We start from the raw sequence: 22,935 nt of genomic DNA on the forward strand, positions 1-22,935 counted from the left end.
ATTAAAATCCGGCCCTACAAAATGTATCGAGCCGATGGCTCTTCTTAAAAAACGAAAATGTAATTGAGAAAAACAAAAAATTCCGTAGGAATGAAAAATATATTGTAGCAACGGATTTTAATCCGTTGGAATAATAAATCCGTCCTAGATAAAGTTCCGTAGGAACGGAACATTTTCATATACATCATAATTTTTTGCATTCTTTGTTGTATAGCGTGCCTTGGGTATTGCGCCATGACGTTTACATTGCATCCTTTGTAACCGGATTAAAATCCGGCCCTACAAAATGTATCGAGCCGATGGCTCTTCTTAAAAAACGAAAATGTAATTGAGAAAAACAAAAAATTCCGTAGGAATGAAAAATATATTGTAGCAACGGATTTTAATCCGTTGGAATAATAAATCCGTCCTAGATAAAGTTCCGTAGGAACGGAACATTTTCATATACATCATAATTTTTTGCATTCTTTGTTGTATAGCGTGCCTTGGGTATTGCGCCATGACGTTTACATTGCATCCTTTGTAACCGGATTAAAATCCGGCCCTACAAAATGTGTCGAGCCGATGGCTCTTCTTAAAACGAAAATGTAATTGAGAAAAATAAAAAATCCCGTAGGAATGAAAAATATATTGTAGCAACGGATTTTAATCCGTTGGAATAGTAAATCCGTCCTACACAAAGTTCCGTAGTAACGGAACATTTTATATATACATCATAAAATTTTGCATTCTTTAAAAACTATCCCAGCCAAGCTTTAAAATCCTGTACCTTTTCACGGCTTACAACTACCTCATCGTCTTTGTAACTCGGTAAAATCACTTTTAAACGTGAATTGGTGTACACCTGAATTTCTTTGATTGCTTTTAAGGGAACAATAAATTTTCTGCTTACACGAAAGAAATCCTTTTTATCGAGCTCTTGTTCTAGAATTTCTAAAGTCGAATCAATTAAATAATCACGGTTTTCGAAGGTATGAATGTAAGTTCCTTTGTTTTCGCTAAAAAAACACTCAATTTCTTCTGTGTTTATTACTTTGAGATGCTGACCGATTTTTACGGTAAATCTTTTTTTATAGCTTTTCTCAAACGGATTGGAAAGCATTTGTCGGATTTGTTCAAAATCCATTTTTAAGTTTTGAGTTTCGGCTTCTGCTTTTGGGATACGGCTTTTAAATTTATTGACTGCCGTTTCCAGATCATCTTCATCGATTGGTTTTAGCAGGTAATCGATGCTGTTGAGTTTAAAAGCTTTTAACGCATATTCGTCATAAGCTGTTGTAAAAATAATGGCGCTTTGAATATCAATTTTTTCAAAAATCTCAAAAGACAAACCATCTGAAAGCTGGATATCCAAAAATATCAAATCAGGATGACTGTTGTTCTCAAACCATTCTACCGATTCTTCTACAGAATGCAGCATAGTTTGTACGTTTATATCTAGTTTTTCGAGTTTTCGCTGCAACAATCTCGCAGCTGGTTTTTCGTCTTCTATGATTAAGGTTGTCATGTATTAATACAAAAAGGTTAATTATTTTAAAGTTATTCCCATTTATCAGCTTTAGCTTGTTCTTTACTCATGTATTCTTGAATTTTCTTCTGCTCCCAATCCTGGGTGAAGAACCAATCTCTACCGAAAACAGAAAAAGCATGAAACAGCAAACCGATTCCCCAATAAAATGCTGTCGAATAAGTTCTCCAGTCAAACAATCCTGTTTCATAGATATTTCTGGTAAAGAAGTCCGAATTAATACTTGCTACAATAATAATAAAATTAATAATGATATAAATTCGTAAATGCGAATAAAAACCTTTAAGCTTCTTTACCTTTCTGTATGCGATATCAAATTTTTCATCAGAACCAAATTCTTCTCTATAATTCTGATACATACGATTTCTAAACTGTCCCATTTCTTTATAAATTTAGATTATTGCCATTTTTCTTTATTATCTCTTTCTTTTTCCATCAGTTCCCTGATTTTTCTTTCCTCCCACTCTTTTCCAAAACCAGGCAGGATACTAAAAACTTTCATTCCGTGAATCACTACTCCTATTCCCCACCATAATAAAGGCCAGTAAAACCATAAGTGCTGTGGAGAAGTGTACAAATTAATGAAAACCAGCACTATATTTACTAATATATAAGCTGTCAGGTTTCCATAAAACCCTTTAATGTTTTCAACTTTCTTTTTTGCTTGAAGATATTTGTCTTCTTCTACATAATCTCTTTCCATAATTACTCCCATTTTTGATTTTTTCTTTCTTTTTCTAAAATACTTTTCACTTTTCGCTGTTCCCATTCCTCGCCAAAAAACGTGCAGGAGGCAAATTGCTCAACGGCCTGAATTAAAAATGCTGTTGTCCAAATACACATTACAAATCCGTTTATATATTTAATAGGGAAGAAATTAAATTTCACTTCAAAATAAACGTTTAAAACATAAAGAATTAATCCTGCGGCGTAAATAAGTGCATGCGAATAGAACGATTTAAGTTTGGCTACTTTTTTGGCTGCTATCTTTTGAAGTTCAGACTCGTAACTTCCGTTGTAATTTGTTTCCATTTCTATTCCCAATTTTGTGTGTTATTTTTCTCTTTCTCCATAATCTCACCGATTTTTCTTTCCTCCCATTTTTAATCAAAAAACGGAGGCAGATTGAAAACCTTTAAACCATGTATTACAATTGCCAGTCCCCAGCCCATAAGACACCATAGAAACCAAAAATAACCTGGAGACGTTGTAAGATTTACCACTATTACAATCGGATTAGAAATGAGATACAATGTTAAGTGTTCGTAAAAACCTCTAATCTCTTTTACTTTTTTTTGGGCCCTGTAATAACGTTCTGCATCTGTAAAATCAGTTTTCATTATTTCCAGTTTTTTTGGTTGTTCTCTTTTTCCAGAATCTCCCTGATTTTTCGTTCTTCCCAATTCGAACTGTAGCCAAAAACCTTAAAAGCGTGCATTACGACTCCAAATCCCCAGCCTATTGCAGAAAACCAAAACCACTGAAATTTAGGAGAATAGGTCAAATTTATAAAAATTAAAAACGGAATTACACAGCAGTATGAAATAATATTTCCATAAAAACCTTTTAATTCTTCGACTCTTTTTTTAGCTCTGAAATAAGCTCTATTTTCGGCATTATTATAATCTAAACTCGTTTCCATAACTGTAATTTGTTTGGTTAAAATCGGAATTTTAACGGTGAAATTTTTCTCATCTTGTTCAACAATTACTCTTCGTTTGGTTACAATTCCGTATCGGTCAACGATATTTTGTAATCCAACTCCTTTTCTGTCCCGAAGCACTTCTTTTTTTTGAAAATCGTTCTGAATAACCAGATAATCCTTTTCAATAAAAATTCTGATATGCAACGGTTTCTGTTCGCTTACTACATTGTGTTTTACTGTATTTTCAAGCAGCAGCTGCAGGGAAAGCGGTACTACCTTTGCATCTGGATTTATTCCTGCGGTTGGAATTTCGTAAAACAAACTGTTTTCAAAACGCATCTTCAGCAGGTTCATATAAGTTTTTGCAAAAGAAAGCTCATCTTCTACAGAGACCAATTCTTTATCACGCTGTTCCAGAACATAGCGGTAAATTTTTGATAAAGAAGTGGTGAATCGTTGTGCATTATCCGGATTTTCTTCAATTAAAGAACTTAAAACATTCAGGCTGTTGAATAAAAAATGCGGATCAATCTGGTTTTTTAAGCTTTCGAATTTTGCGTTGGCTGTTCCGGCAATGATTTTTTGTTGTGTTACCTTATTTTCCTGATACAGTTTGTAAAAATGAAGCGAATGGAAAACCAGCAACACAATAAAAGTAAGTACAGATGATGATACATAGTCGGCTGCGCTTTCGTTGGCCAGAAAACTGATTATGGTTTTCTGTTCGATTACAACCTGCGTAAACATGCGAAGGATGAAAATAACGAAAAGCGAAATAAAAAATGAACTTACAAAACCAACGCTGATGCGTCTTGGCGAAAAACGGTCTTCTTTAAAAACCCGATCTAGCAATTCAAACAATGCAGCATTGACAATATATAAAACCACACTGTAAAGCATACAGTAAAAAAAGTAGATGAAGAGATTCTTCTGAAAAACTTCGAAACCGTAAGTCGCAAAGCGAATCAGGAATGTAAAAAGAAAAACAATTCCTCCTACTATAAATGCTTTAAACAAATTTGGTTTTAGTGTCATTACTGTGATTTAAATTTTAGATTATTTGCATGTTTTCTGCACTTCCAAGGCTCTTTCTAATCCCCATTTTGGCGAAAATTCGGTTTCTGGTTTAAAAGTAGCAAAAAGTTCGATAGCTTTATTCACCTCTACACACAATGGTTTTGTGTCTACTCCTGTCCATTTTGCTCCTCCTAATTGGTATTCTGCTTCGCCAAAAACTGCTCTCGGATTTTTTGGATCAAGGGCTTTTGCTTTAGCATAAGCTTCCATCACTTTAGCAGAATATTTCATTCCGTTTGTCATTGGATCTGCAACGACATAAGCTGTATAAATCAAAGCCTGCAATACGTAAAGTTCTGAATTTGATTGATCTTTAATCATTTCGACATCAAGTGCTTCTTGCGCTTTGGTAAGCATCAGATTTACTTTTGTTTTGTCTTTTTCTGCAAAAGATGCGGTCGTGTTTACCAAAGCCACATAGTAATTTGGCAGCCAGCTCGATTTTTCAGCAGAAGCAATTCTTTCGAATAATTGCGAAGCTTCTGTGTTTTTTCCTTCTTTCCAAAGAGCAAAAGCTTTCCCCATTCCTTGTTCAAATTTTGTCTGTGCAGTACTTACTGCTACAATAAATAAAGCGATTGCGGTAATAAAATTTCTCATTTTCTTATTTTTTATGGTTGTTAATTGATTGTATTTTTATTTAAAAGTAATTGTAATTTTCGAATTACCGTTGACGGAAAATTTAGCATCTTTATAAGAAGGCGGCCCCATAAATCCTTTCGCATTGTTTGAAGCGGCATAATCCTCAGACGGAATTCCCATCATGTTTTTGTCTAAGATTCCGTTGTTGTTTTCATCGTGAAAAGTTGAAATTGCATATTCTCCAGCAGGAATCCCCACAAAAGTTACCGTCGCTTCATTATTTTTAATTTCTGAAGTCTGGCTTTTGAAAGTTGTTTTAAGAAAAGTTCCTTCCGAATTGTATAAACCAACTTTTACAATTCCGTTACTGTTTTTCAATCCCGAAATAGAAACGGTAAGATTAGCATTTTGAGCAGACATTAAGCTGCAGATGAATAACATGGTAAGTGTAATAATTTTGCTCATGATTTCTTTTTTTTTAAAGGTTCTAAGTTACTAAGGGTCTGAGGTTCTAAGGTTTTTTAGGTTTAAAGGTTCAGAGTGGCAAAGTGGCAAAGGTTTTATTTTCAAACTGTTAATTCCAACTCGGATACTTTGTCACTTTGTTACTTTGTCACTCTGTTTCTTTTAATTTATACTTCAAAAGTATGCTGGTTTTTACTCTTTTAAAATTAAATACTACCGAGTTGTCGATTTTTGATGATGAATTGTTTTTTTAAGGTGCTAAGGTTCTAAGTGGCTAAGTTTCTAAGTTTTTTAAAGATTCAGGAAAGCTTAGAAGCTTAGAACCTAAGCACCTTAGAACCTCTTCTTAAAGATTCAGGAAAGCTTAGCAGCTTAGAACCTTAGAAGCTCTTCTTAAAGATTCAGGAAAGCTTAGAAGCTTAGAACCTTAGCACCTTAGAACCTCTTTTAAAAGATTCAGGAAAGCTTAGTAGCTTAGAACCTAAGCACCTTAGAAACTCTTATTAAAGATTCAAGAAAGCTTAGCAGCTTAGAACCTAAGCACCTTAGAAGCTCTTATTAAAGATTCAAGAAAGCTTAGCAGCTTAGAACCTCTTCTTAAAGATTCAGTAAAACTTAGTAGCTTAGAACCTAAGCAGTTTAGAACCTCTTTTTAAAGATTCAGGAAAGCTTAGTAGCTTAGAACATAAGCACCTTAGAACCTCTTTCTAAAGATTTCTCAACTGATTCTCATTTTTATTCTGGCTTATAGTCCAGAAGAAACCTACAAAGAAAAAACGGTCTGCAGTTGGCACAATGGCTTGTCTGTTGTAGACTCCGGCTGCGTCTGGTGTTTTAGCATAATCGTATCCGAAAATGTTCTGAGTTCCTAAAATATTCGATACAGAAAAATAAATAATCTTTTGTGTTGTCAGCAAGTACGCCCAGTTAAAACTTAAACTGTTGTATGCCTTTGTTTTGCCGTTCATAAATTGTGTCTGATTTGGATCGTTGTACGGACGACCTGTACTGAAACTGTTTGTAAAACCAATCTGAGATTTCCAGTCTGTAATGAAATATTTGGTTACAACCGATAAGTTATGATTGGCTACAAAACTTGGTGTTGCCATAGTTGGAAAGTTTTTGTATTGTCTTTCAGAATCTATGTAAGAATACGAAACCCAATATTCGAGGTTTTTATACAAATTGCTGTCTCTCCAAAACAAATCCAATCCTTTTGCATAACCCGAACCGTTATTATTGAAAACCGAATTGTACTGAATATCTCTTGTATCGTACTGAACCAAATTGCTGTAATCCTTGTAATATGCCTCTGCCCTGAAAGTTTGTCCCGGTTGGGTAAACTGATAATTTAATATATAATGTCTAGCTTTTTCGCTTTCAAACTGATGGTATTTTGAATATTTAATGTAATCTACTACAGGAGCTTGCGTAAAGTCTCCGTAAGCAAATGAAAACTGGCTGCTCTTAGAAACTTTGTATGCTAGTGAAGCTCTCGGCGCAATTGCAGTTTCATCTAAAAGACTGTTGTAAGACAATCTGAAACCTACTTTTGCCGCCAACTTTTTAGAAAACTGAATATCTCCTTCGGTGTAGAAAGCCGCAATATTGGAATTGTAACCGTTTGAAGCCTGAATGGAAATATTATCATCAAAATTTTCATTGAATTTAGTGATGAAATAATCGGTACCAAAAGATAATTTGAAACGATTAGAAAAGCTTTTTCTTAATTTAAGTTTAAGCTGCGCAGCATTTTCATTATTATCAAGATTGTTGATGTCGTATTTTACTTTGTTTTTGCTGTATCCGTAGCTTAGACCAGTTGTCAATTGCCAGCCGTCTCCAAAATTACCTTTATAAGAAGAATTCAGATAAAAATTGTTATTATTCAAATCTGTTCTAACTGGATTCTCAAAATTGATGTTTTTTTGGTTCAAATCGAATCTTTCTGAATCAAAAGCGGCATACATTTTAAAAATTCCGTTTGTGAAATTGTAGCGGTAAACCAACTCTCCGCCAAGCGACTGATAAGGACTGTTCCAATCGACATTTTGAGGAATCACCGCCTGATAAGGAGCCAGATTAATATAAGCCATATTTACGCTCAACGAACTTTTTTTCCATTTTTGAGTATTTCCTAAGCTTAGGCCAACAGTCATTAAACCAATATCTGTTTTGTTGTGATCAGGTTCGTCCTGAGTATTCAGAAGCAAGACACTCGACAATGCTTCTCCGTATTCAGCTGAATATCCTCCAGTTGAAAACGCAATTCCGCTGAATAAAAAAGGAGAAAAACGGCTTCTTGTTGGCAAATTGTTCGTAGTCGCGCCATAGGGTTGCGCTACACGAATTCCGTCAACAAAAGTCTGGGTTTCGCTGGCTTCACCTCCACGTACAAACAAACGACCGTCTTCGCCTACAGATTGTGTTCCTGGCAAGGTTTGCAGTGCGGCAATAATATTTCCGGCAGAACCCGCAGTAGTTACAATATCGAGCGGTTTTAAAACCGAAACCCTAGCCTTTTCACCAGATTCCATGGTTCCGGCAGTAATTACAACAGCATCCAGAGCATTTACATTTTCTTTCAGTTTTATCGTCTGATCTTTAAAATTGGTTACATCTATTTCTTTGGTAAAAGTTTCAAACAATAAAAAACTAATTACTATTGTCTGGTTTCCTGCAGTTGTAGTCTCAAAAGAAAAATCTCCCGTTTCAGAACTTGAAGCACCATCGTAAGTTCCGTCCAGATAAATGTTTGCTCCTGCTACTGGTTTTCCTTTCTGGTCAAGAACTTTTCCTGAAATGATGTTTTGAGCGAAAGTAAACACACTCATTAATAAGAAAATAAACGTAATTCTGGTTTTCATACCTGTTGATTTTATTTGTTATTGGGTCTTGTATTATTTTGTTTTTGATGAAGCAAATGTATCTCAACATTACTTGTTAAAAAATATATAATAACTCAATTGTAGAATTTCGAGGATGAGTTGTAAATTTCTAATTTGTATCTTAGCTAGGAATTCAAAAAACAGAATTATTATGTCAGAAAACAAAAGAATCTCAAATTTATACCAGTCCATTTATAATGGAAATCCTTGGCTAGAGGTTACTCTGGCAGGCACATTAAACAATGTAACAGCCGAACAAGCCTACAGAAAAATAAATCCGAATCTAAATACCATTTGGGAAATTGTCAATCATCTGATCCAATGGAGAAGAAACATTTTGCAACGCATGCAGGGTGAAACCATTATAACTCCAGATCATAATTATTTTGTACCAGTTCTAGATCCGTCTGAAGCGGCTTGGGAGCAGTCTTTGCAGACACTGGCAAAATCGCAAGAAGCTTGGAATACTTTTTTTGAGGATTTTAATGATGAAGATTTAGCTAAAATATACGTAAATAACGGCCATACCTTTTACGAACATATTCATGGAATTATTCAGCACGACGTTTATCATTTGGGACAGATTGTAATTTTGAAGAAAATGCTTTAAAAAATCATTATGAAAAAGCCGTTTTTAATTTTCGCCTTTTTTATGCTAAATGCAGTCGGATTTTCTCAGGCAACTGAAGCAAAATACGACGAAAGCTTAGCAAAATCGCTTCATGCCGATGAGTTCGGAATGAAGAAATACGTTTTCTGTCTTTTGAAATCAGGAAGCAATACTACCGTTTCTAAAGAAGAAAGCAAGAAATTGTTTGAAGGTCATATGGCAAATATCAATAAACTAGCAAAAGAAGGAAAACTGGTAGTTGCTGGACCTTTTATGAAAAACGACCGAAATTATCGCGGTATTTATATTTTTTAATGTAGAAACCATAGCCGAAGCCGAGGCGCTCGTTGCGACGGATCCAGCCATACAAGCAAAATTACTCGAAGCCGAATTAACGCCTTGGTACTGTACCGCAGCATTGCCGGAAATTCCAAAAATACACGATAAAATTGCCAAGACGAAAATGTAAAATAATGAAAACAGAAAAAGAAAAAATGATTTCTGGCGAATATTACAACGCCTTTGACCCTGAATTGGTAAAAGGTCGAAGAGCTGCCAAAAATCTCCTTCATTCCTTAAATGTAAAAGAGTACAGAGTTACCAAAAAAGCCAAAGAAATTGTAAAAGAACTTATTCCGAATGCGGGAGCAGGATTTTATATCGAGCCACCGTTTCATTGTGATTATGGTTACAATATTTTTGCTGGAGAAAATGTTTATTTCAATGTAAATTGTGTGGTGCTCGACTGCGCTCCTGTAACTATCGGATCCAATGTTTTTATTGCGCCAAACGTACAGATTTATACCGCTTCGCATCCGCTTGACGCTGAGTTAAGAAAAACATTGGAAAATGCTTATCCTGTTACAATAGGAGACGATTGCTGGATTGGTGGCAATTCTGTTATCTGCCCAGGGGTTACCATCGGAAAAGGTTGCGTTATTGGTGCAGGTTCTGTCGTTACAAAAGATATCCCTGACAACTCTTTGGCAGTTGGAAATCCGGCGAAAGTCATTCGAAAATTAAATCAGGAACCTGAAACTCAAAAATAATGCTTACGCTAAACAAAATTCATCACATCGCTATTTTATGCTCTGATTACGAAAAATCGAAACATTTCTACACTCAGATTTTAGGCCTGACGATTATTCGCGAAATTTACCGTGAAGAACGTCAATCTTATAAGTTAGATCTGGCATTAAATGGTGCTTATGTTGTCGAATTATTTTCATTTCCTAATCCGCCAAAAAGACCTTCGAGACCAGAAGCTGTCGGTTTGCGTCATCTGGCTTTTGAAGTTATCAATCTCGAAGAAACTATTGCCTTTTTAACTTCCAAAAATATCGAATCAGAACCAATTAGAATTGATGAAACGACCGAAAAGCGTTTCACTTTTATTGCAGATCCTGATTTGTTGCCGATAGAGTTTTATGAGCGTTAGGCTTTTTTTGCCGCGAAGACACTAAGGTTTTTTATTTAAGGCAACGACTAAACCGGTAGTTTGTCATTTCGACGAAGGAGAAATCTTCACTAGTAACTCCGCAATCAAAATCGCCAATCTTTGTAGAGCTTCTCGCGGAGATTTCTCCTTCGTCGAAATGACAAAAAATACGAAATATCCTTGCGCCTTAGCGTCTTTGCGGCAAAACCCAAAACGAAAGATTTTTCCTGTTTTTATGCATTTTAACACATTAAAATCAAGATTTACTATTAAAAACCGAAATTCATCCTTAATTTTGCAACCCGCATAAAATAAATGCGAATTTTCAAACTTATAATGATGAACAAAACGGCGCAAATCAAAAAAAATCATCAATTTATCAAATTCCGAAAATTAGTTATTGTTTCTATCTTAATCGGCTTTCTTTCAGCCTTTCTCGGAATTTCACTCAAAAAAATCACAGAATATTACGAAGAAATTTTCTTTCACGAAGTTACGGTTCATCCGATATTCTATATTGTTTTTCCGGTTTTTGGATTATCCGTAATTTATTTTCTCAGACAATATTTATTTAAGAAAAAAGAGAACAAGGGAATTAAAGAAGTTTTTGAAAGTACCGCTTCAAAATCTAAAAATCTTCCTTCTTATAAAATTCCGTCGCACTTTATAAACGGCTTGATTACAGTGATTTTTGGCGGTTCAACCGGAATCGAAGTTTCGACTGTAGTCGCAACCGCTACCATAGGTTCTGTGGCTCACGAAAAAGAAAACGTATTTCGACAATACAAAACCGAGTTAATTTGTGCAGGAGTTGCGGCTGGAGTTACAGCGCTCTTCAGCAGTCCGATTGCGGGAATTTTATTTGCTTTTGAAGTGATTTCCAGAAAAGTAACCCGTGCATTTGTCATTTCAAACTTGATTGCCGTGGCAATTGCTTTTGGCTTATTGACCATTTTAAAAGAACAACCATTATTTGCCGTATCTATTACAACCTGGCATCTAAAAGCAATTCCGTATTTTATTCTTTTAGGAATTTTGGCGGGAATGAATTCTGTTTACCTTACACGCTGCGTTTTGTTTTTTAAATCACAATTCGGAAAAATCAATACCCATTATTATAAAATTATTATTGGTTCTGCAGTTTTAAGCGTTTCGCTTTTCCTTTTTCCACAACTTTACGGAGAAGGATATCATGCCATTAAAACAAGTTTTATAGCGCCTAACCAAATCATGACGATGACTTTGGCTTTGACATTTATAGGAATTCTGATTCTAAAACCAATTGTGACTTCGATAACGCTGGCTTCAGGAGGTGACGGCGGTGTTTTTGCTCCGAGTCTTTTTATCGGTGCTTTTTTAGGATTACTTTTGGCTACAATCTTGAACAGCTTTTTTCATGTAAATGTAATTCCGATTAACTTTATGATTATCGGAATGGCTGCTGTTTTAAGCGCCAGCATCCACGCTCCTTTTACCGCAATATTTTTGGTCTGTGGTTTAACAAACGACTACACTTTGTTTTTGCCCATTCTTGCAGTCTGTCTAATTTCAAAATATACCGCAAAGACCATTTATCCTTATACAGTGTACAGTTACGCTCCAAGCTTGACTAAATAATATTTTTTAGCCACAGATGAATAGGATTAGAAGGAATTAAAATATGTGTTAATCTTTTAATCTGTGGCTAAAATAAAATGCTACAACGAATATTAAATTTATGCCCACTCAAAAATTAAAAAGAAGCTACCGCAAAACCCGTTACATTCTATACAAGGAAACTTTAATTGATTATAAAGAACATTTTTGGTCGTTTGTAGGGTCTTTTGTCGGGATTGGGGTTTTAGCTTACATCCAATCTCTGCAGTTTTCAGGAAGTGATGCTGTTTACTTAATTGGTTCTTTTGGAGCTTCGAGCGTTTTGGTTTACGGAATTATTCAGAGTCCGTTTTCGCAGCCTAGAAATTTGGTTGGTGGACATGTTATTTCGGCTATTGTAGGCGTAACAGTTCATAAACTGGTTCCAGATATTATGTACATTGCGGCGCCATTGGCTGTTTCTATTGCTATCATTCTAATGCAGATCACTAAAACGCTTCATCCGCCTGGAGGCGCAACAGCTTTGATTGCTGTTATTGGAACCGAAAAAGTAAAAGCTTTAGGCTATATGTATGTGCTTTCGCCAGTATTGACGGGGGTTTTGATTCTGCTTTTGACTGCTTTGATTTTTAATAACATGACATCGAGCAGAAGTTATCCTAGTCATAGTACTTATCACAAACATTATCATAAAATTAGAAAAAGATTGACTGGAAAGTAAAAGGTTCCTAATTCCTGCAAGGTTTTCGAAACCTTGTAGGTTTGTAATTCTACTTAAAGTTATACCTACAAGGTTTTGAAAACCTTGCAGAAGCGTCAACCGAAAACTACAGTAAATCAGAAGATTAAAATCTTTTCAACAAATCGTAATTCACAATTCGTATTTCGTTTTTTATATTTTACCTTTGACCTCTCAATAAAAACAAAGATTATGGTTTATAAATTTAGAGTAATTCTAGACGCCGAAGAAGATATTTTCAGAGACATTGCGATTCTTGAAGATGATACGCTTGAAGACCTACACAATGCTATATTCAACGCTTTTGGTTTTGACGGATCTGAAGTAGCGTCATTTTATACTTGTGATGATACGTGGAATCAGGAAGATGAAATTCCGCTTTTTGATACCGGCGATGTTCCAGGCGAGCAAAGAACCATGAACGATTACCCTTTGTCGAGCATTCTGGATAAAGAAAACACTAAAATTATTTATGTCTACGATTTCATCAGCATGTGGACTTTTTTAGTCGAATTGGCAGCTATCGAAGAAGAAACCGTTGGCGCAACCTATCCTGAAACATTGTTTTCGCACGGAGAAATGCCAGACGAAGCTACCGAAAAAAGTTTCGAAGCAGACATGCACGACGATATCTACGGAGAATTTGAAGACGATTTAGACGAAGATGACCTTGATATGTTTGAAGGCGACGACAGCTTCGAAGATTACGGATTTGAGGAGAATTGGAATTAGATTAAGGTGCTTAGCTTCTGAGCTGCTAAGCTTCTAAGATTTTTATTTTGAGAGTTTTTTCTTATTTTTTAATTTTACTAAAAATTAAAAAACATAAAAAATGAGCAATTTTAGAAACTTATTAGTTTGGCAGAAATCAATGACCTTGACAACCAAAATTTATTCCTTAACAAACAAATTCCCAAAAGAAGAAATCTTCGGATTAACTTCGCAAATTAGACGCAGTTCGATTTCTATTCCCAGCAATATTGCCGAAGGGTACGGCAGAGAAAGTGATAAAGATCTCTTACGCTTTTTAAGTATTTCACTTGGCTCTTTGTTTGAAATGCAAACGCAATTAGAAATCGCAAAAAATATATCTTATTTAAAAGAAGAAGATTTTAACAATTTATATGAGGATAGTCGTGAAGTAGAAAGAATGTTGGTTTCGTTAATAAAAAAAATAAAAGACAGAACCTAAAGCCTTAGCAACTTAGCAACTTAGAACCTCAGCACCTTAAAAATGATAAACCTATTCAACACTCACATCGACACGCTGGCAATACACCGCGTAGGAAATAAAAGCCGTAATGAGGCTATTTTTTTATCAGAGCAGCCATTTAATCTAAATGATGAAATCGTTCCTTTGATAAAAGAATTCTTTTTTAAGCCTTTTAGAGAAAAAGAAGAAAACTATTACCAGTTTGCGCATGAAGTAGATTTAGACTACAATGACATGTTTAAGTATGCCACTGAGATTTTTGCCAATCCAGCCAATGTTCATGAGGTTTCTAAAAAGATTACAAAACATTTATACGAGCAGTCAAATCACCCGCACATTAAAAACGGAGAGGTTTATGTAACCTATCTGACAAATCTAAGTATCGATAACAATGTCGTTGATGCTATCGGAATTTTTAAAAGCGAATTGCAAGCCGACTTTCTGCAGTTTGAAGAAAACGGAAGCAATCTTGAAATGATTCTGCAGCAAGGGATCAACTTGAGTAAATTAGACAAAGGCTGTCTGATTTTTAACTACAAAAAAGAAGAAGGATATAAAATCCTGACGGTAGACAGCAACCGTTATGACGCTCGCTACTGGCTAGAGCACTTCTTGTCTGTTGATGCTTTTGAAGACGAAAATTTCATCACTAAAAAATATTTAAAATTCTGCCAGAACTTTGCAAAAGACGTTGTTTTGCCAGCAGAAGACAAGAAAGAGGAAGTAATGTTTATGAACCGATCTGTGAATTATTTCGCTAAAAATGATCAGTTTGAAGAGCAGAATTTCTTGAATGAAGTATTAGACAATCCTGATTTGATTCCTGAATTTAAAAATTATAAAGTTGATAAAGGAGAAAAATACAGCATCGAAGATGTGACCTCATTCCCTATTGCCAACGCAGCAGTTTCTGACGCCAGAAAATCGATTAAAAACGTCATCAATCTGGATACTCATATTCAGATTAAAATGGATTTCATTAATCCTGAAAGCGCAGAAAAATTTGTTGAAAAAGGCTGGGATGAAGAAAAACAAATGTATTACTACTTAGTGTATTTCAATAAAGAAGAAAAAAGCTAAGAGTCATTCATTTTCCATTACTTACTTACTCAAAAAGAAAACGGCATTTACATTAGGTAACTGCCGTTTTTTTATATTATGAGATGTGTAGCAAACATTTCGTTTTTCATATAGTCGCTCCATTAATTTTAACCATCAATTATTTAGCAACACCATTCCCCAATCAAATTGCCCCAGTAGGATAACATACGTCAAAGATTATTTTGCCATATCTATTTTCTACTATCAGATTATAAACGAAAGAGATAGCAAAATGTGAAAGATGATTAATTAATCATTAATTTTGCATTAAAAATAAACTAAGATGGATATTCAGTTTTTTAAAGAAAGTCCTTTTACCACGATAATCTCATTCCATAAACTAATCGAATCTTTTGAGGAAATTGCCTTGTCGGATATTGATTACCGATCCAATTATGCCAAAGCGATTTTAAACCAAATCGATCTAATTCCAGAATTGAGGACCGGAATTTACGATTATTCGGTTATTAAAGAAAACGAAGCATTAATCAAAAACATTGTAGCCGATTTGTTTCCCACGGCGCTTACGCATAACGAAATAAAAGCGATCACTATTCCGTTTCAAAATATTTCATTCAATTATACCGAGCGTTTCAAAAAAATCTTAAGAAACGCAGGAGACGAATTTTATATGGAAATTCGTGATTTTAGCGACCATCAATTCTATATCAATAACTGTTGCTTGATTTTAAGTTATTATTACAAGCAGCATGTCGATTTTAATCAGCCTTTTTTCTACGATATTCCAGATGAAAACGGGGTCGAAAAACATTATCGTATTTTATACAACGCAGATTTCATGGAAATTATTCCAACAGAAAATGCAGTTTCCCTTACTCAAGAAGATATTGATCAATTACTTGACAACTACAATGATATTGATTTATGGAAATCTAAATTTCCGAAAGGAAGCTGGATTTTAAGAGGTTTCGGAATCGTTTCTTTATTTGACGCAACAACAGAAAGCGCTATTTCTACCTTGAAAAGCAATCTCTTAAAACCAAGTTCTTCAAAATTAGATTCAAATGATATACTTGTAAACATTTTTAAATCTATTTTTAATCTGCCAAATTTAAAAGTTGGATTTATTATTTACAATCCCGAAGAAGAAAAGTTTATTCGTCCAATAAAATTTGACGAACAAATAGCTAGTTTTTTACTTCATAGTACGCAAGAAGTCGATTGCAAAAATGCCTTTTTTGGTTGCTCTTTTGAAAATCTTTTAGACAAAAAAGAACCATTTGTTATTTCGAATGTCAAAAAATTCATTGAAGAATCACCGAATAAAAATCTAGGTGAGCATTTATTGAGACAAGGAATTCAAAGCTGTGTTTTTGCTCCCGTTACTAAAGACGGGCAATTATTAGGCGTGATTGAATTGGTTTCTGAAAATCCTAGAGATTTAAATACTGTGAACGCTACAAAACTAGATTTAGTTCTTCCTTATCTGACCGATACGATCGATCGTTACAATACCGATATGCAACATCAGGTTGAAGCAATCATTCAGCGCGAATACACCACTATTCATCCAAGCGTGTATTGGAAATTTAAGAAAGAATCTCAAAATTATTTCCAAAATAATGATCCGTCAAAAGATTATATTTTTAAAGAAATTGTATTTAAAAATGTTTTCCCGCTTTATGGCCAGATTGACATTAAAGGTTCTTCTGAACACAGAAACGAAACCGTCCGAAAAGATTTAAAAAATCAACTCACGACCATACTTAATATTTTTGAAAATCAGAAGCCAAACAGCAGTCTCATGCTTTTGGAACAAAGAAAATTTGAACTAGAATCGCTTCGAGACGAGCTTGACCAGCCTTTAAAAGCAGATACCGAACAACATATTCAACGTTATATCGAAGATGAAATTCATCCCATTTTAAAGAATACGAAGGATACGTCTACCAACCAGAAACTGGAAGAAGAATATTTTGAAAGTCTAGACGAAAAGACTGGCATGTTTTATCAGGAAAGAAAGAAATTTGATAATGCAATGTCAATCATCAACAAGAAACTAGCTTCTGTTTTGGATAAAAAGCAACTAGAAGCCCAGCAGATTTATCCGCATTATTATGAGCGCTTTAAAACCGATGGCGTAGAACATAACCTTTACATTGGAGCTTCTATTGCACCAACCAAGCCTTTTGACATTATGTATCTGCACAATCTGCGTTTATGGCAGCTGCAGACTTTATGCGAAATGGAACTCGAGCATCATCAGCTTAAGGAATCGCTTCCATACGAATTAGATGTCACTTCACTTATTTTGGTATTCAGCTCTGCTCTATCCATTCGTTTTAGAATGGACGAAAAACGTTTTGATGTCGACGGAACTTATAATGCAAGATATGAGGTAGTTAAAAAACGTATCGACAAAGCGCACATTAAAGGAAGTAGTGAACGCATTACCGAGAAAGAAAAAATTACGATTGTATATTCGCAAAACAGCGAAGAAGCTGAATATTTGAAATACATTAAATACCTGCAACACAAAAAAATTCTCGAGCCTGCAATAGAACAATTTGAAGTAGAAGATCTTCAGGGAGTTTCTGGTTTGAGAGCGATTCGTGTAAAAGTGATTAACAATACTTCAAACTCAGCAGCTAAAAAAATAACCTATCAAGATTTATTAGATGAGCTCAACTAAAGTTGGGCTTTTTTTTTACTTTTCAAACCGATTAAATTGAACACGGATGAAAACGCATTCGCTATTGCGAAGACGCGGATTAACGCAGGTTTTATTTTGATTTATTGAGAAAAAAAATCCGTTTTTATCCGCGTCTTCGCGATAGCGAATCAGTAAAATCAGAGTCTAAAAATTAAATCGATTTAAAAGCAATCACGAAAGCTATCACAGTTATAATAATTCCGACCATAAAAAAGTTATAGGCAATTCGGAGCAGATTGTATTTTCGCTGCAAAACCAATCCGAGATAATACAAATCTTTTATCATTGTGGAGTACAGATAATCCCGATCCTTCATCATTTCATTCATCGCCCAATCGTAATCTTCCAGAGGCATTTTATAGAAATTTCCAAAAAACATAAGATTGACTTTTTTAGCTTCTACATCTCCTCTTGTAAAAAAACCAGAAGTCACTTTTGGTCTTGTCGAAAGAATGGCAAAAATAATCGTAATCACACTCGACATCAGCATGATAAAAGTCGGCAACACCAAATGTGCATTTTTTGGACTGTCTAGTTTTGGAATAATAGATGATAATGCAATTGAGATGATAATCGCATTTACCGAAAGCAAAATATTGGCTTTGCTGTCTGCAATTCCGCTTAAACGAGTATGATTTCCAAGAGTAACGCGAAATAAAGTATCAACGCCACGCTCTGTTTTGTCGTTTTTATCTTTTTTGCTGTTTTCTTCTTCAATTGCCGTTGCGGCTTTTAACTGTTGCTTATTAATTTTTTTCTGAATCAAAAGCAAGTTTTTCTCTTTCAGCGGTTGCCATTTTCTCAATGCATAATCGGTATAAAAACGATGCTTATTGAGTAAAAAATTCAGATTTTCTTTTGTCCATTCTGCATTTGTAAAACTTGCAAGACCTGTATTTTTTAGTTCTAAACGAAGCAGTTCGCAAGTTGTTACATATTCTGTCCCCATCAAATGGGCATAATCTGCATCTTTAATAATTTTTTCGAGATGCGTTTTTGGCTGGTATTCTTTGGCTGTAGCCAGAATCAAACTAGAGACAAGCGAAATAAATTCTTGAGATTTTCCTTTTTCTCTCAAAAATTTAGTGGCGATCTTTACACTTTCTTCCTCGTGACGCTCGTAGCCCTCGATATAACCAGTATCATGAAACCAGGCCGCTACCAAAAGTGCCTCTTTCTCATCACCCTCAACATCCTCTTTTTTGCACAGCTCTTTTACCGCTGTAACTACAGTTAAAGTATGGTTAAAATTATGATAAGAATATAAATTAGAAAGTTTATCTTTGAGTAAATTACTGACGAAATCCTCGGATTGTTCTATTAGATTCATAAAGAATATTTTTATACCACTAAATTATGAAATTGTTTTTGGATAATCATTTTATTGCGAAAATTAAAACCGGCGCCATCGCTGTCATCATACTTTTTATTGTTTTTTCATGTGCTACAAATAAACCTCAATACGGGAAAAATGTAAGTGCCAACGAAAATGAAAACGCAACCGACAGCTTAAAAATTGCGCATACTTTTTATCTTATCGGAGATGCCGGAAATGCCGACGAAGAGCAGGCGCAAAAAACACTAGAACTTTTGCATCGAAGGTTGCAAAAAGCAAGCAAAAAATCGACACTTTTGTTTTTGGGCGACAACATTTACCCTAAAGGCTTTCCTGCGGAAAAAAAACATGCAGACAGGACTGTAGCCGAAACAAAACTAACGAATCAATTAAAACTTACAGAAGGTTTTAAAGGAAAGACAATCGTGATTCCGGGCAATCACGATTGGTACAGTGGCATTAAAGGCTTGGAAAATCAAGCTGACTTTGTCGCCAAGTACCTAAATGATAAAAAGGCTTTTCTGCCGCGAAAATCCTGCCCGATTGAAGATGTAAAAATTGATAGCACTACAGCGTTAATAGCCGTTGATAGCGAATGGTTTCTAGAAGACTGGGATGATCATCCGACGATGAATGACAATTGTGAGATCAAAACCAGAGAGCAGTTTTTTGAGGAATTAGAAAGTCTATTAAACAAAAACCAAGAAAAAACAGTTGTTCTTGCCATTCATCATCCGTTATTGAGCAACGGGACTCATGGCGGACAATTTTCATTAGAAAAACAATTGTTCCCACTTGAAAAGAAAATTCCGCTTCCTGTTATTGGATCTTTCATCAACCTGGTTCGAAAAACATCTGGTGTAAGTCCGCAGGACATTCAGAACAAGCAATATACGATTTATGCTAAGCGAATAAAAACGCTTTTGCAGAAGCAAAAAAACGTAATTGTCGTTTCGGGTCATGACCACAACTTACAATACATCAGCAAAGAAAACATTCAGCAGGTCATTAGTGGTGCAGGATCGAAATCGGAAGCAGCGAGAGCTATTAACCCGTTTGATTTTTCGTATGGTGGCAATGGTTATGCGACTTTAACTTTGTATAAAAGCGGTGATGCCAAAGTAAATTTCTATGGAAATGTAGCAAACAAGGAAAAAATGCTTTTTGAACGCGAAATCATCAAAGCGAAAGAAATTAACTGGGCAACTTCGGCTTCAGATAATTTTCCATCCAAAACCACAACTTCAATCTATTCTACGAAAATGACCGATAAAAGCTGGTTTCACCAATTTTTATTCGGGCAACACTACAGAAAATACTACAGCACGCCGATTGAGGTAAAGACAGCTACTGTTGACACTTTAAAAGGAGGCCTAAAACCTATTCGCGAAGGCGGCGGGCATCAATCTGTGTCTTTGAGAATGTCTGATCCAAAAGGACGAGAGTTTGTAATGCGTGGCATGAAAAAGAGCGCTTCTGTCTTTTTACAGTCGGTTGCTTTTAAAGATCAATATGTCGTAAATGATTTTGAGAAAACCTATACCGAAGATTTCTTATACGATTTTTATACCACCTCGCATCCGTATGCGCCTTTTGTAACGGGAAGCATGTCTGACAAGATTGGTTTGGCGCATACCAACCCGATTTTATATTATATTCCGAAACAAAAAGGTTTGGGTGAATTTAATGCTGGTTTCGGAAATCAGTTGTACATGATTGAAGAAAGACCTGCGGACAATCATCTTGACGGAAAAAACTTTGGAAATCCGTCCAATATAATTGGTACCGATGACATGATGGCAAACCTACATAAAGACGAAAAATATGTTGTCGATGAAAAAGAATATATAAAAGCGCGTTTGTTTGATATACTGATTGGAGACTGGGACAGACACAGCGATCAATGGCGTTGGGCCGAATTTAAAAAAGACGGAAAGGTAATTTACCGACCGATTCCGCGCGACCGTGATCAGGCATTTGTAAAATATGATGGTGCTTTATTGTCTATTTTAATGAATATTCCTGCTTTACGCCATATGCGTACTTTTAAGGATAAAATCGGAAACGTGAAATGGCTAAGCCGAGAACCGTACCCGATGGATCTTGCCTTTTTAAAAACGGCAGAAGAGAAAGACTGGTTAGAACAAGCTCAATACATCCAAGAAAACCTGAAAGATGAGGATATTGATATGGCTTTTAAAAATATGCCGAAAGAAGTACAGGACCAAACCGTTGACGAGATTAAGCGAAAACTTAAAAACAGAAAAAAAGATTTGCTGAAATATGCCAAAGAGTATTCTGATATTTTGAGCAAAACTGTTATGATTGCGGGAACGGATAAAAAAGATAAGTTTGTTTTGAATCATAATTCACGAAAAAATATTGAAATTCAGGTTTACCGAGTAAAAAAAGAAGGAGATGAATTGGTGTACACCAAAAACGTCAACGATTCGAAAACTAAAAATCTTTGGATTTACGGTTTGGATGATAATGATATTTTTGAAGTAAAAGGAAAAGAAAAATCGAAGATTAAAATACGTTTAATCGGCGGGCAGAACAACGATACGTACAATATTGAGAATGGAAGAAAGGTTATTGTGTATGATTTCAAATCAAAAGAAAACACTTATAATCTTGATTCAAAAACTCAAACACAGCTCACAGATGATTATGACGTGAACCTTTACAATTACGAAAAACCAAAATACAATGTAATCTCAGGACTTCCTAACATCGGTTTTAATCCTGACGATGGCGTAAAAGTGGGTATTAATCTTAATTATACCGTTAACAATTTCAAACAGAATCCTTATACGCAAAGACATGTTTTTAATGCCTTTTATTATTTTGCAACAGGTGGTCTAGAATTTAATTATGCAGCACATTTTCCAGGATTATTAGGCAAATGGGTTATTGACGTGGAATCGCTATATACAACGCCGAATTTTGCGATGAATTATTTTGGCTACGGAAACGAAACACCATATGAAAACAATCTAAGCCTGGATTACAACCGTGTCCGTATCAGAAAATTTAATGCTTCTGGAGCCATCAGACATGTCGGAAGATATGGAAGTGAATTTACTATCCAACCTATTTTCCAGAGAATGACGGTAGAAAGAACTGAAAATAGATATATTGATCTTACGAGTGTCGTAAATCCGGATGTTTTTGAAAGTCAGAATTTTGGAAGCTTAAAAGTTAAATACCAGTTCAAAAATTCTGATTTTGCAGCAAAACCAACGCTAGGCATGTACTTTATGATTTCTGGAACTTGGACTGCAAATCTTGAAAACACCAAGAAAAATTTTCCGACTCTCGAAAGTATCTTAGGCTTTACGCATAAACTTGATCATAACGGAAAACTTGTTTTGGCGACTTATTTAAAAGGAAAAGCAATTTTAAATAATAATTACGAATTTTATCAAGGTGCTGCTTTAGGAGGCGATACCGATTTGAGAGGTTACAGAAACGAACGTTTTCTAGGAAATTCATATTTCTCTCAGAGTTCTGATTTGCGTTTGAGTCTGGGAAAAATCCAGAAAACAATTGCGCCCCTCACCTACGGAATTCTAGGAGGCTTTGACTACGGCCGAATTTGGCTTGATGGCGAAAATTCAAGAAAATGGCATCACGATTACGGAGGCGGTTTATGGCTGAATGCAATCAATATAATTACAGCAAGGATTTCATACTTCAAATCACCTGACGAAGTGGGAAGGGTTATTTTTGGAGCGGCGTACAGTTTTTAAGGTGCTAAGTTCGTAATATGCTAAGTTTTTTTTTGCCACGAATTGCACTAATTTCACTAATTATATTGACCAGTTGGTGAATTATTTTTTTTCAATTCTAATAAATCAGCTTAGATATAAATCTGTCTAAATCTGCTTTAATCTTTTTGAATCTGCGTGAAAAATTTATAATCAAAAGGATTTCACGCAGATTTTAGCAGATCAAATTAGATTTTATTTTTGAATGAAGCTATTTTATTTTATTGCACCCAATGGGTTATATTAAAATAAAAATTAGTGAAATTGGTGCAA

The 22,935-nt window shown here is 35.1% G+C and carries 21 protein-coding genes; 11 read left to right on the forward strand and 10 right to left on the reverse strand.

Annotated elements, in window-relative coordinates:
- Window positions 1-739: 739 nt before the first annotated feature.
- The 9 genes from E0W73_RS03890 to E0W73_RS03930 form a co-directional block, all read right to left on the reverse strand.
- Window positions 740-1,507, reverse strand: a complete 768-nt coding sequence (locus E0W73_RS03890; RefSeq protein ID WP_135220784.1) for a LytR/AlgR family response regulator transcription factor — start codon at window positions 1,505-1,507, stop codon at window positions 740-742.
- Between the two features lie 32 nt (window positions 1,508-1,539).
- Window positions 1,540-1,908 carry a 2TM domain-containing protein gene (locus E0W73_RS03895; protein WP_135220785.1) on the reverse strand — a complete coding sequence of 123 codons (369 nt, stop codon included), beginning with the start codon at window positions 1,906-1,908 and terminating at the stop codon, window positions 1,540-1,542.
- A 17-nt stretch (window positions 1,909-1,925) separates the two neighbouring features.
- The gene (locus tag E0W73_RS03900; protein WP_244248430.1) at window positions 1,926-2,231 is read right to left on the reverse strand and encodes a 2TM domain-containing protein; all 306 of its coding nucleotides are present in this window, start codon (window positions 2,229-2,231) and stop codon (window positions 1,926-1,928) included.
- Window positions 2,232-2,233: 2 nt separating this feature from the next.
- Window positions 2,234-2,560 carry a 2TM domain-containing protein gene (locus E0W73_RS03905; protein ID WP_135220787.1) on the reverse strand — a complete coding sequence of 109 codons (327 nt, stop codon included), beginning with the start codon at window positions 2,558-2,560 and terminating at the stop codon, window positions 2,234-2,236.
- A 71-nt stretch (window positions 2,561-2,631) separates the two neighbouring features.
- Window positions 2,632-2,868: a 2TM domain-containing protein gene (locus E0W73_RS03910; protein WP_135220788.1), complete on the reverse strand. Its 237-nt coding sequence runs from the start codon at window positions 2,866-2,868 to the stop codon at window positions 2,632-2,634.
- Window positions 2,868-4,208, reverse strand: a complete 1,341-nt coding sequence (locus tag E0W73_RS03915) for a histidine kinase (protein WP_135220789.1) — start codon at window positions 4,206-4,208, stop codon at window positions 2,868-2,870. The genes E0W73_RS03910 and E0W73_RS03915 overlap by 1 nt, the downstream gene beginning before the upstream one ends.
- A gap of 21 nt (window positions 4,209-4,229) precedes the next feature.
- A complete protein-coding gene (locus tag E0W73_RS03920) occupies window positions 4,230-4,850 on the reverse strand; it encodes a hypothetical protein (protein ID WP_135220790.1) in 621 nt (206 codons plus the stop codon).
- 36 nt (window positions 4,851-4,886) lie between these two features.
- Complete coding sequence (locus E0W73_RS03925; protein ID WP_135220791.1) at window positions 4,887-5,297, reverse strand: DUF2141 domain-containing protein; 411 nt, start codon at window positions 5,295-5,297, stop codon at window positions 4,887-4,889.
- 707 nt (window positions 5,298-6,004) lie between these two features.
- Window positions 6,005-8,164, reverse strand: a complete 2,160-nt coding sequence (locus E0W73_RS03930; RefSeq protein WP_135220792.1) for a TonB-dependent receptor — start codon at window positions 8,162-8,164, stop codon at window positions 6,005-6,007.
- Window positions 8,165-8,336: 172 nt separating this feature from the next.
- Here E0W73_RS03930 and E0W73_RS03935 point away from each other — a divergent pair, with 172 nt between their 5' ends.
- The 10 genes from E0W73_RS03935 (at window position 8,337) to E0W73_RS03980 (ending at window position 17,535) form a co-directional block, all read left to right on the forward strand.
- A complete protein-coding gene (locus E0W73_RS03935) occupies window positions 8,337-8,795 on the forward strand; it encodes a DinB family protein (protein WP_135220793.1) in 459 nt (152 codons plus the stop codon).
- A 9-nt stretch (window positions 8,796-8,804) separates the two neighbouring features.
- Window positions 8,805-9,110, forward strand: coding sequence for a YciI family protein (locus E0W73_RS03940; RefSeq protein WP_244248431.1), 306 nt, complete (start codon window positions 8,805-8,807; stop codon window positions 9,108-9,110).
- Between the two features lie 158 nt (window positions 9,111-9,268).
- Window positions 9,269-9,844: a sugar O-acetyltransferase gene (locus E0W73_RS03945; protein WP_135220794.1), complete on the forward strand. Its 576-nt coding sequence runs from the start codon at window positions 9,269-9,271 to the stop codon at window positions 9,842-9,844.
- Window positions 9,844-10,233, forward strand: coding sequence for an SMU1112c/YaeR family gloxylase I-like metalloprotein (gene gloA2 / locus E0W73_RS03950; RefSeq protein WP_135220795.1), 390 nt, complete (start codon window positions 9,844-9,846; stop codon window positions 10,231-10,233). Before E0W73_RS03945 ends, gloA2 begins: the two co-directional genes overlap by 1 nt.
- A gap of 315 nt (window positions 10,234-10,548) precedes the next feature.
- Window positions 10,549-11,850, forward strand: coding sequence for a chloride channel protein (locus E0W73_RS03955; RefSeq protein ID WP_244248432.1), 1,302 nt, complete (start codon window positions 10,549-10,551; stop codon window positions 11,848-11,850).
- 100 nt (window positions 11,851-11,950) lie between these two features.
- The gene (locus E0W73_RS03960; RefSeq protein WP_135220796.1) at window positions 11,951-12,550 is read left to right on the forward strand and encodes an HPP family protein; all 600 of its coding nucleotides are present in this window, start codon (window positions 11,951-11,953) and stop codon (window positions 12,548-12,550) included.
- Between the two features lie 210 nt (window positions 12,551-12,760).
- Window positions 12,761-13,300, forward strand: a complete 540-nt coding sequence (locus E0W73_RS03965; RefSeq protein ID WP_135220797.1) for an IS1096 element passenger TnpR family protein — start codon at window positions 12,761-12,763, stop codon at window positions 13,298-13,300.
- A 100-nt stretch (window positions 13,301-13,400) separates the two neighbouring features.
- A complete protein-coding gene (locus E0W73_RS03970; protein ID WP_135220798.1) occupies window positions 13,401-13,760 on the forward strand; it encodes a four helix bundle protein in 360 nt (119 codons plus the stop codon).
- A 42-nt stretch (window positions 13,761-13,802) separates the two neighbouring features.
- Window positions 13,803-14,861 (forward strand): nucleoid-associated protein, encoded by a 1,059-nt coding sequence (locus E0W73_RS03975; RefSeq protein WP_125719843.1) that lies wholly within the window; start codon window positions 13,803-13,805, stop codon window positions 14,859-14,861.
- Between the two features lie 304 nt (window positions 14,862-15,165).
- Window positions 15,166-17,535: a GAF domain-containing protein gene (locus E0W73_RS03980; protein ID WP_135220799.1), complete on the forward strand. Its 2,370-nt coding sequence runs from the start codon at window positions 15,166-15,168 to the stop codon at window positions 17,533-17,535.
- 172 nt (window positions 17,536-17,707) lie between these two features.
- Here E0W73_RS03980 and E0W73_RS03985 read toward each other — a convergent pair whose 3' ends face one another.
- The gene (locus tag E0W73_RS03985) at window positions 17,708-18,886 is read right to left on the reverse strand and encodes a Pycsar system effector family protein (RefSeq protein WP_135220800.1); all 1,179 of its coding nucleotides are present in this window, start codon (window positions 18,884-18,886) and stop codon (window positions 17,708-17,710) included.
- A gap of 26 nt (window positions 18,887-18,912) precedes the next feature.
- On the opposite strand from E0W73_RS03985, the gene E0W73_RS03990 reads away from it, so the two are divergent.
- Complete coding sequence (locus E0W73_RS03990) at window positions 18,913-22,644, forward strand: metallophosphoesterase (RefSeq protein WP_135220801.1); 3,732 nt, start codon at window positions 18,913-18,915, stop codon at window positions 22,642-22,644.
- Window positions 22,645-22,935: the final 291 nt, after the last annotated feature.

Source organism: Flavobacterium foetidum (assembly GCF_004634245.1).
GTDB classification, from domain to species: domain Bacteria; phylum Bacteroidota; class Bacteroidia; order Flavobacteriales; family Flavobacteriaceae; genus Flavobacterium; species Flavobacterium foetidum.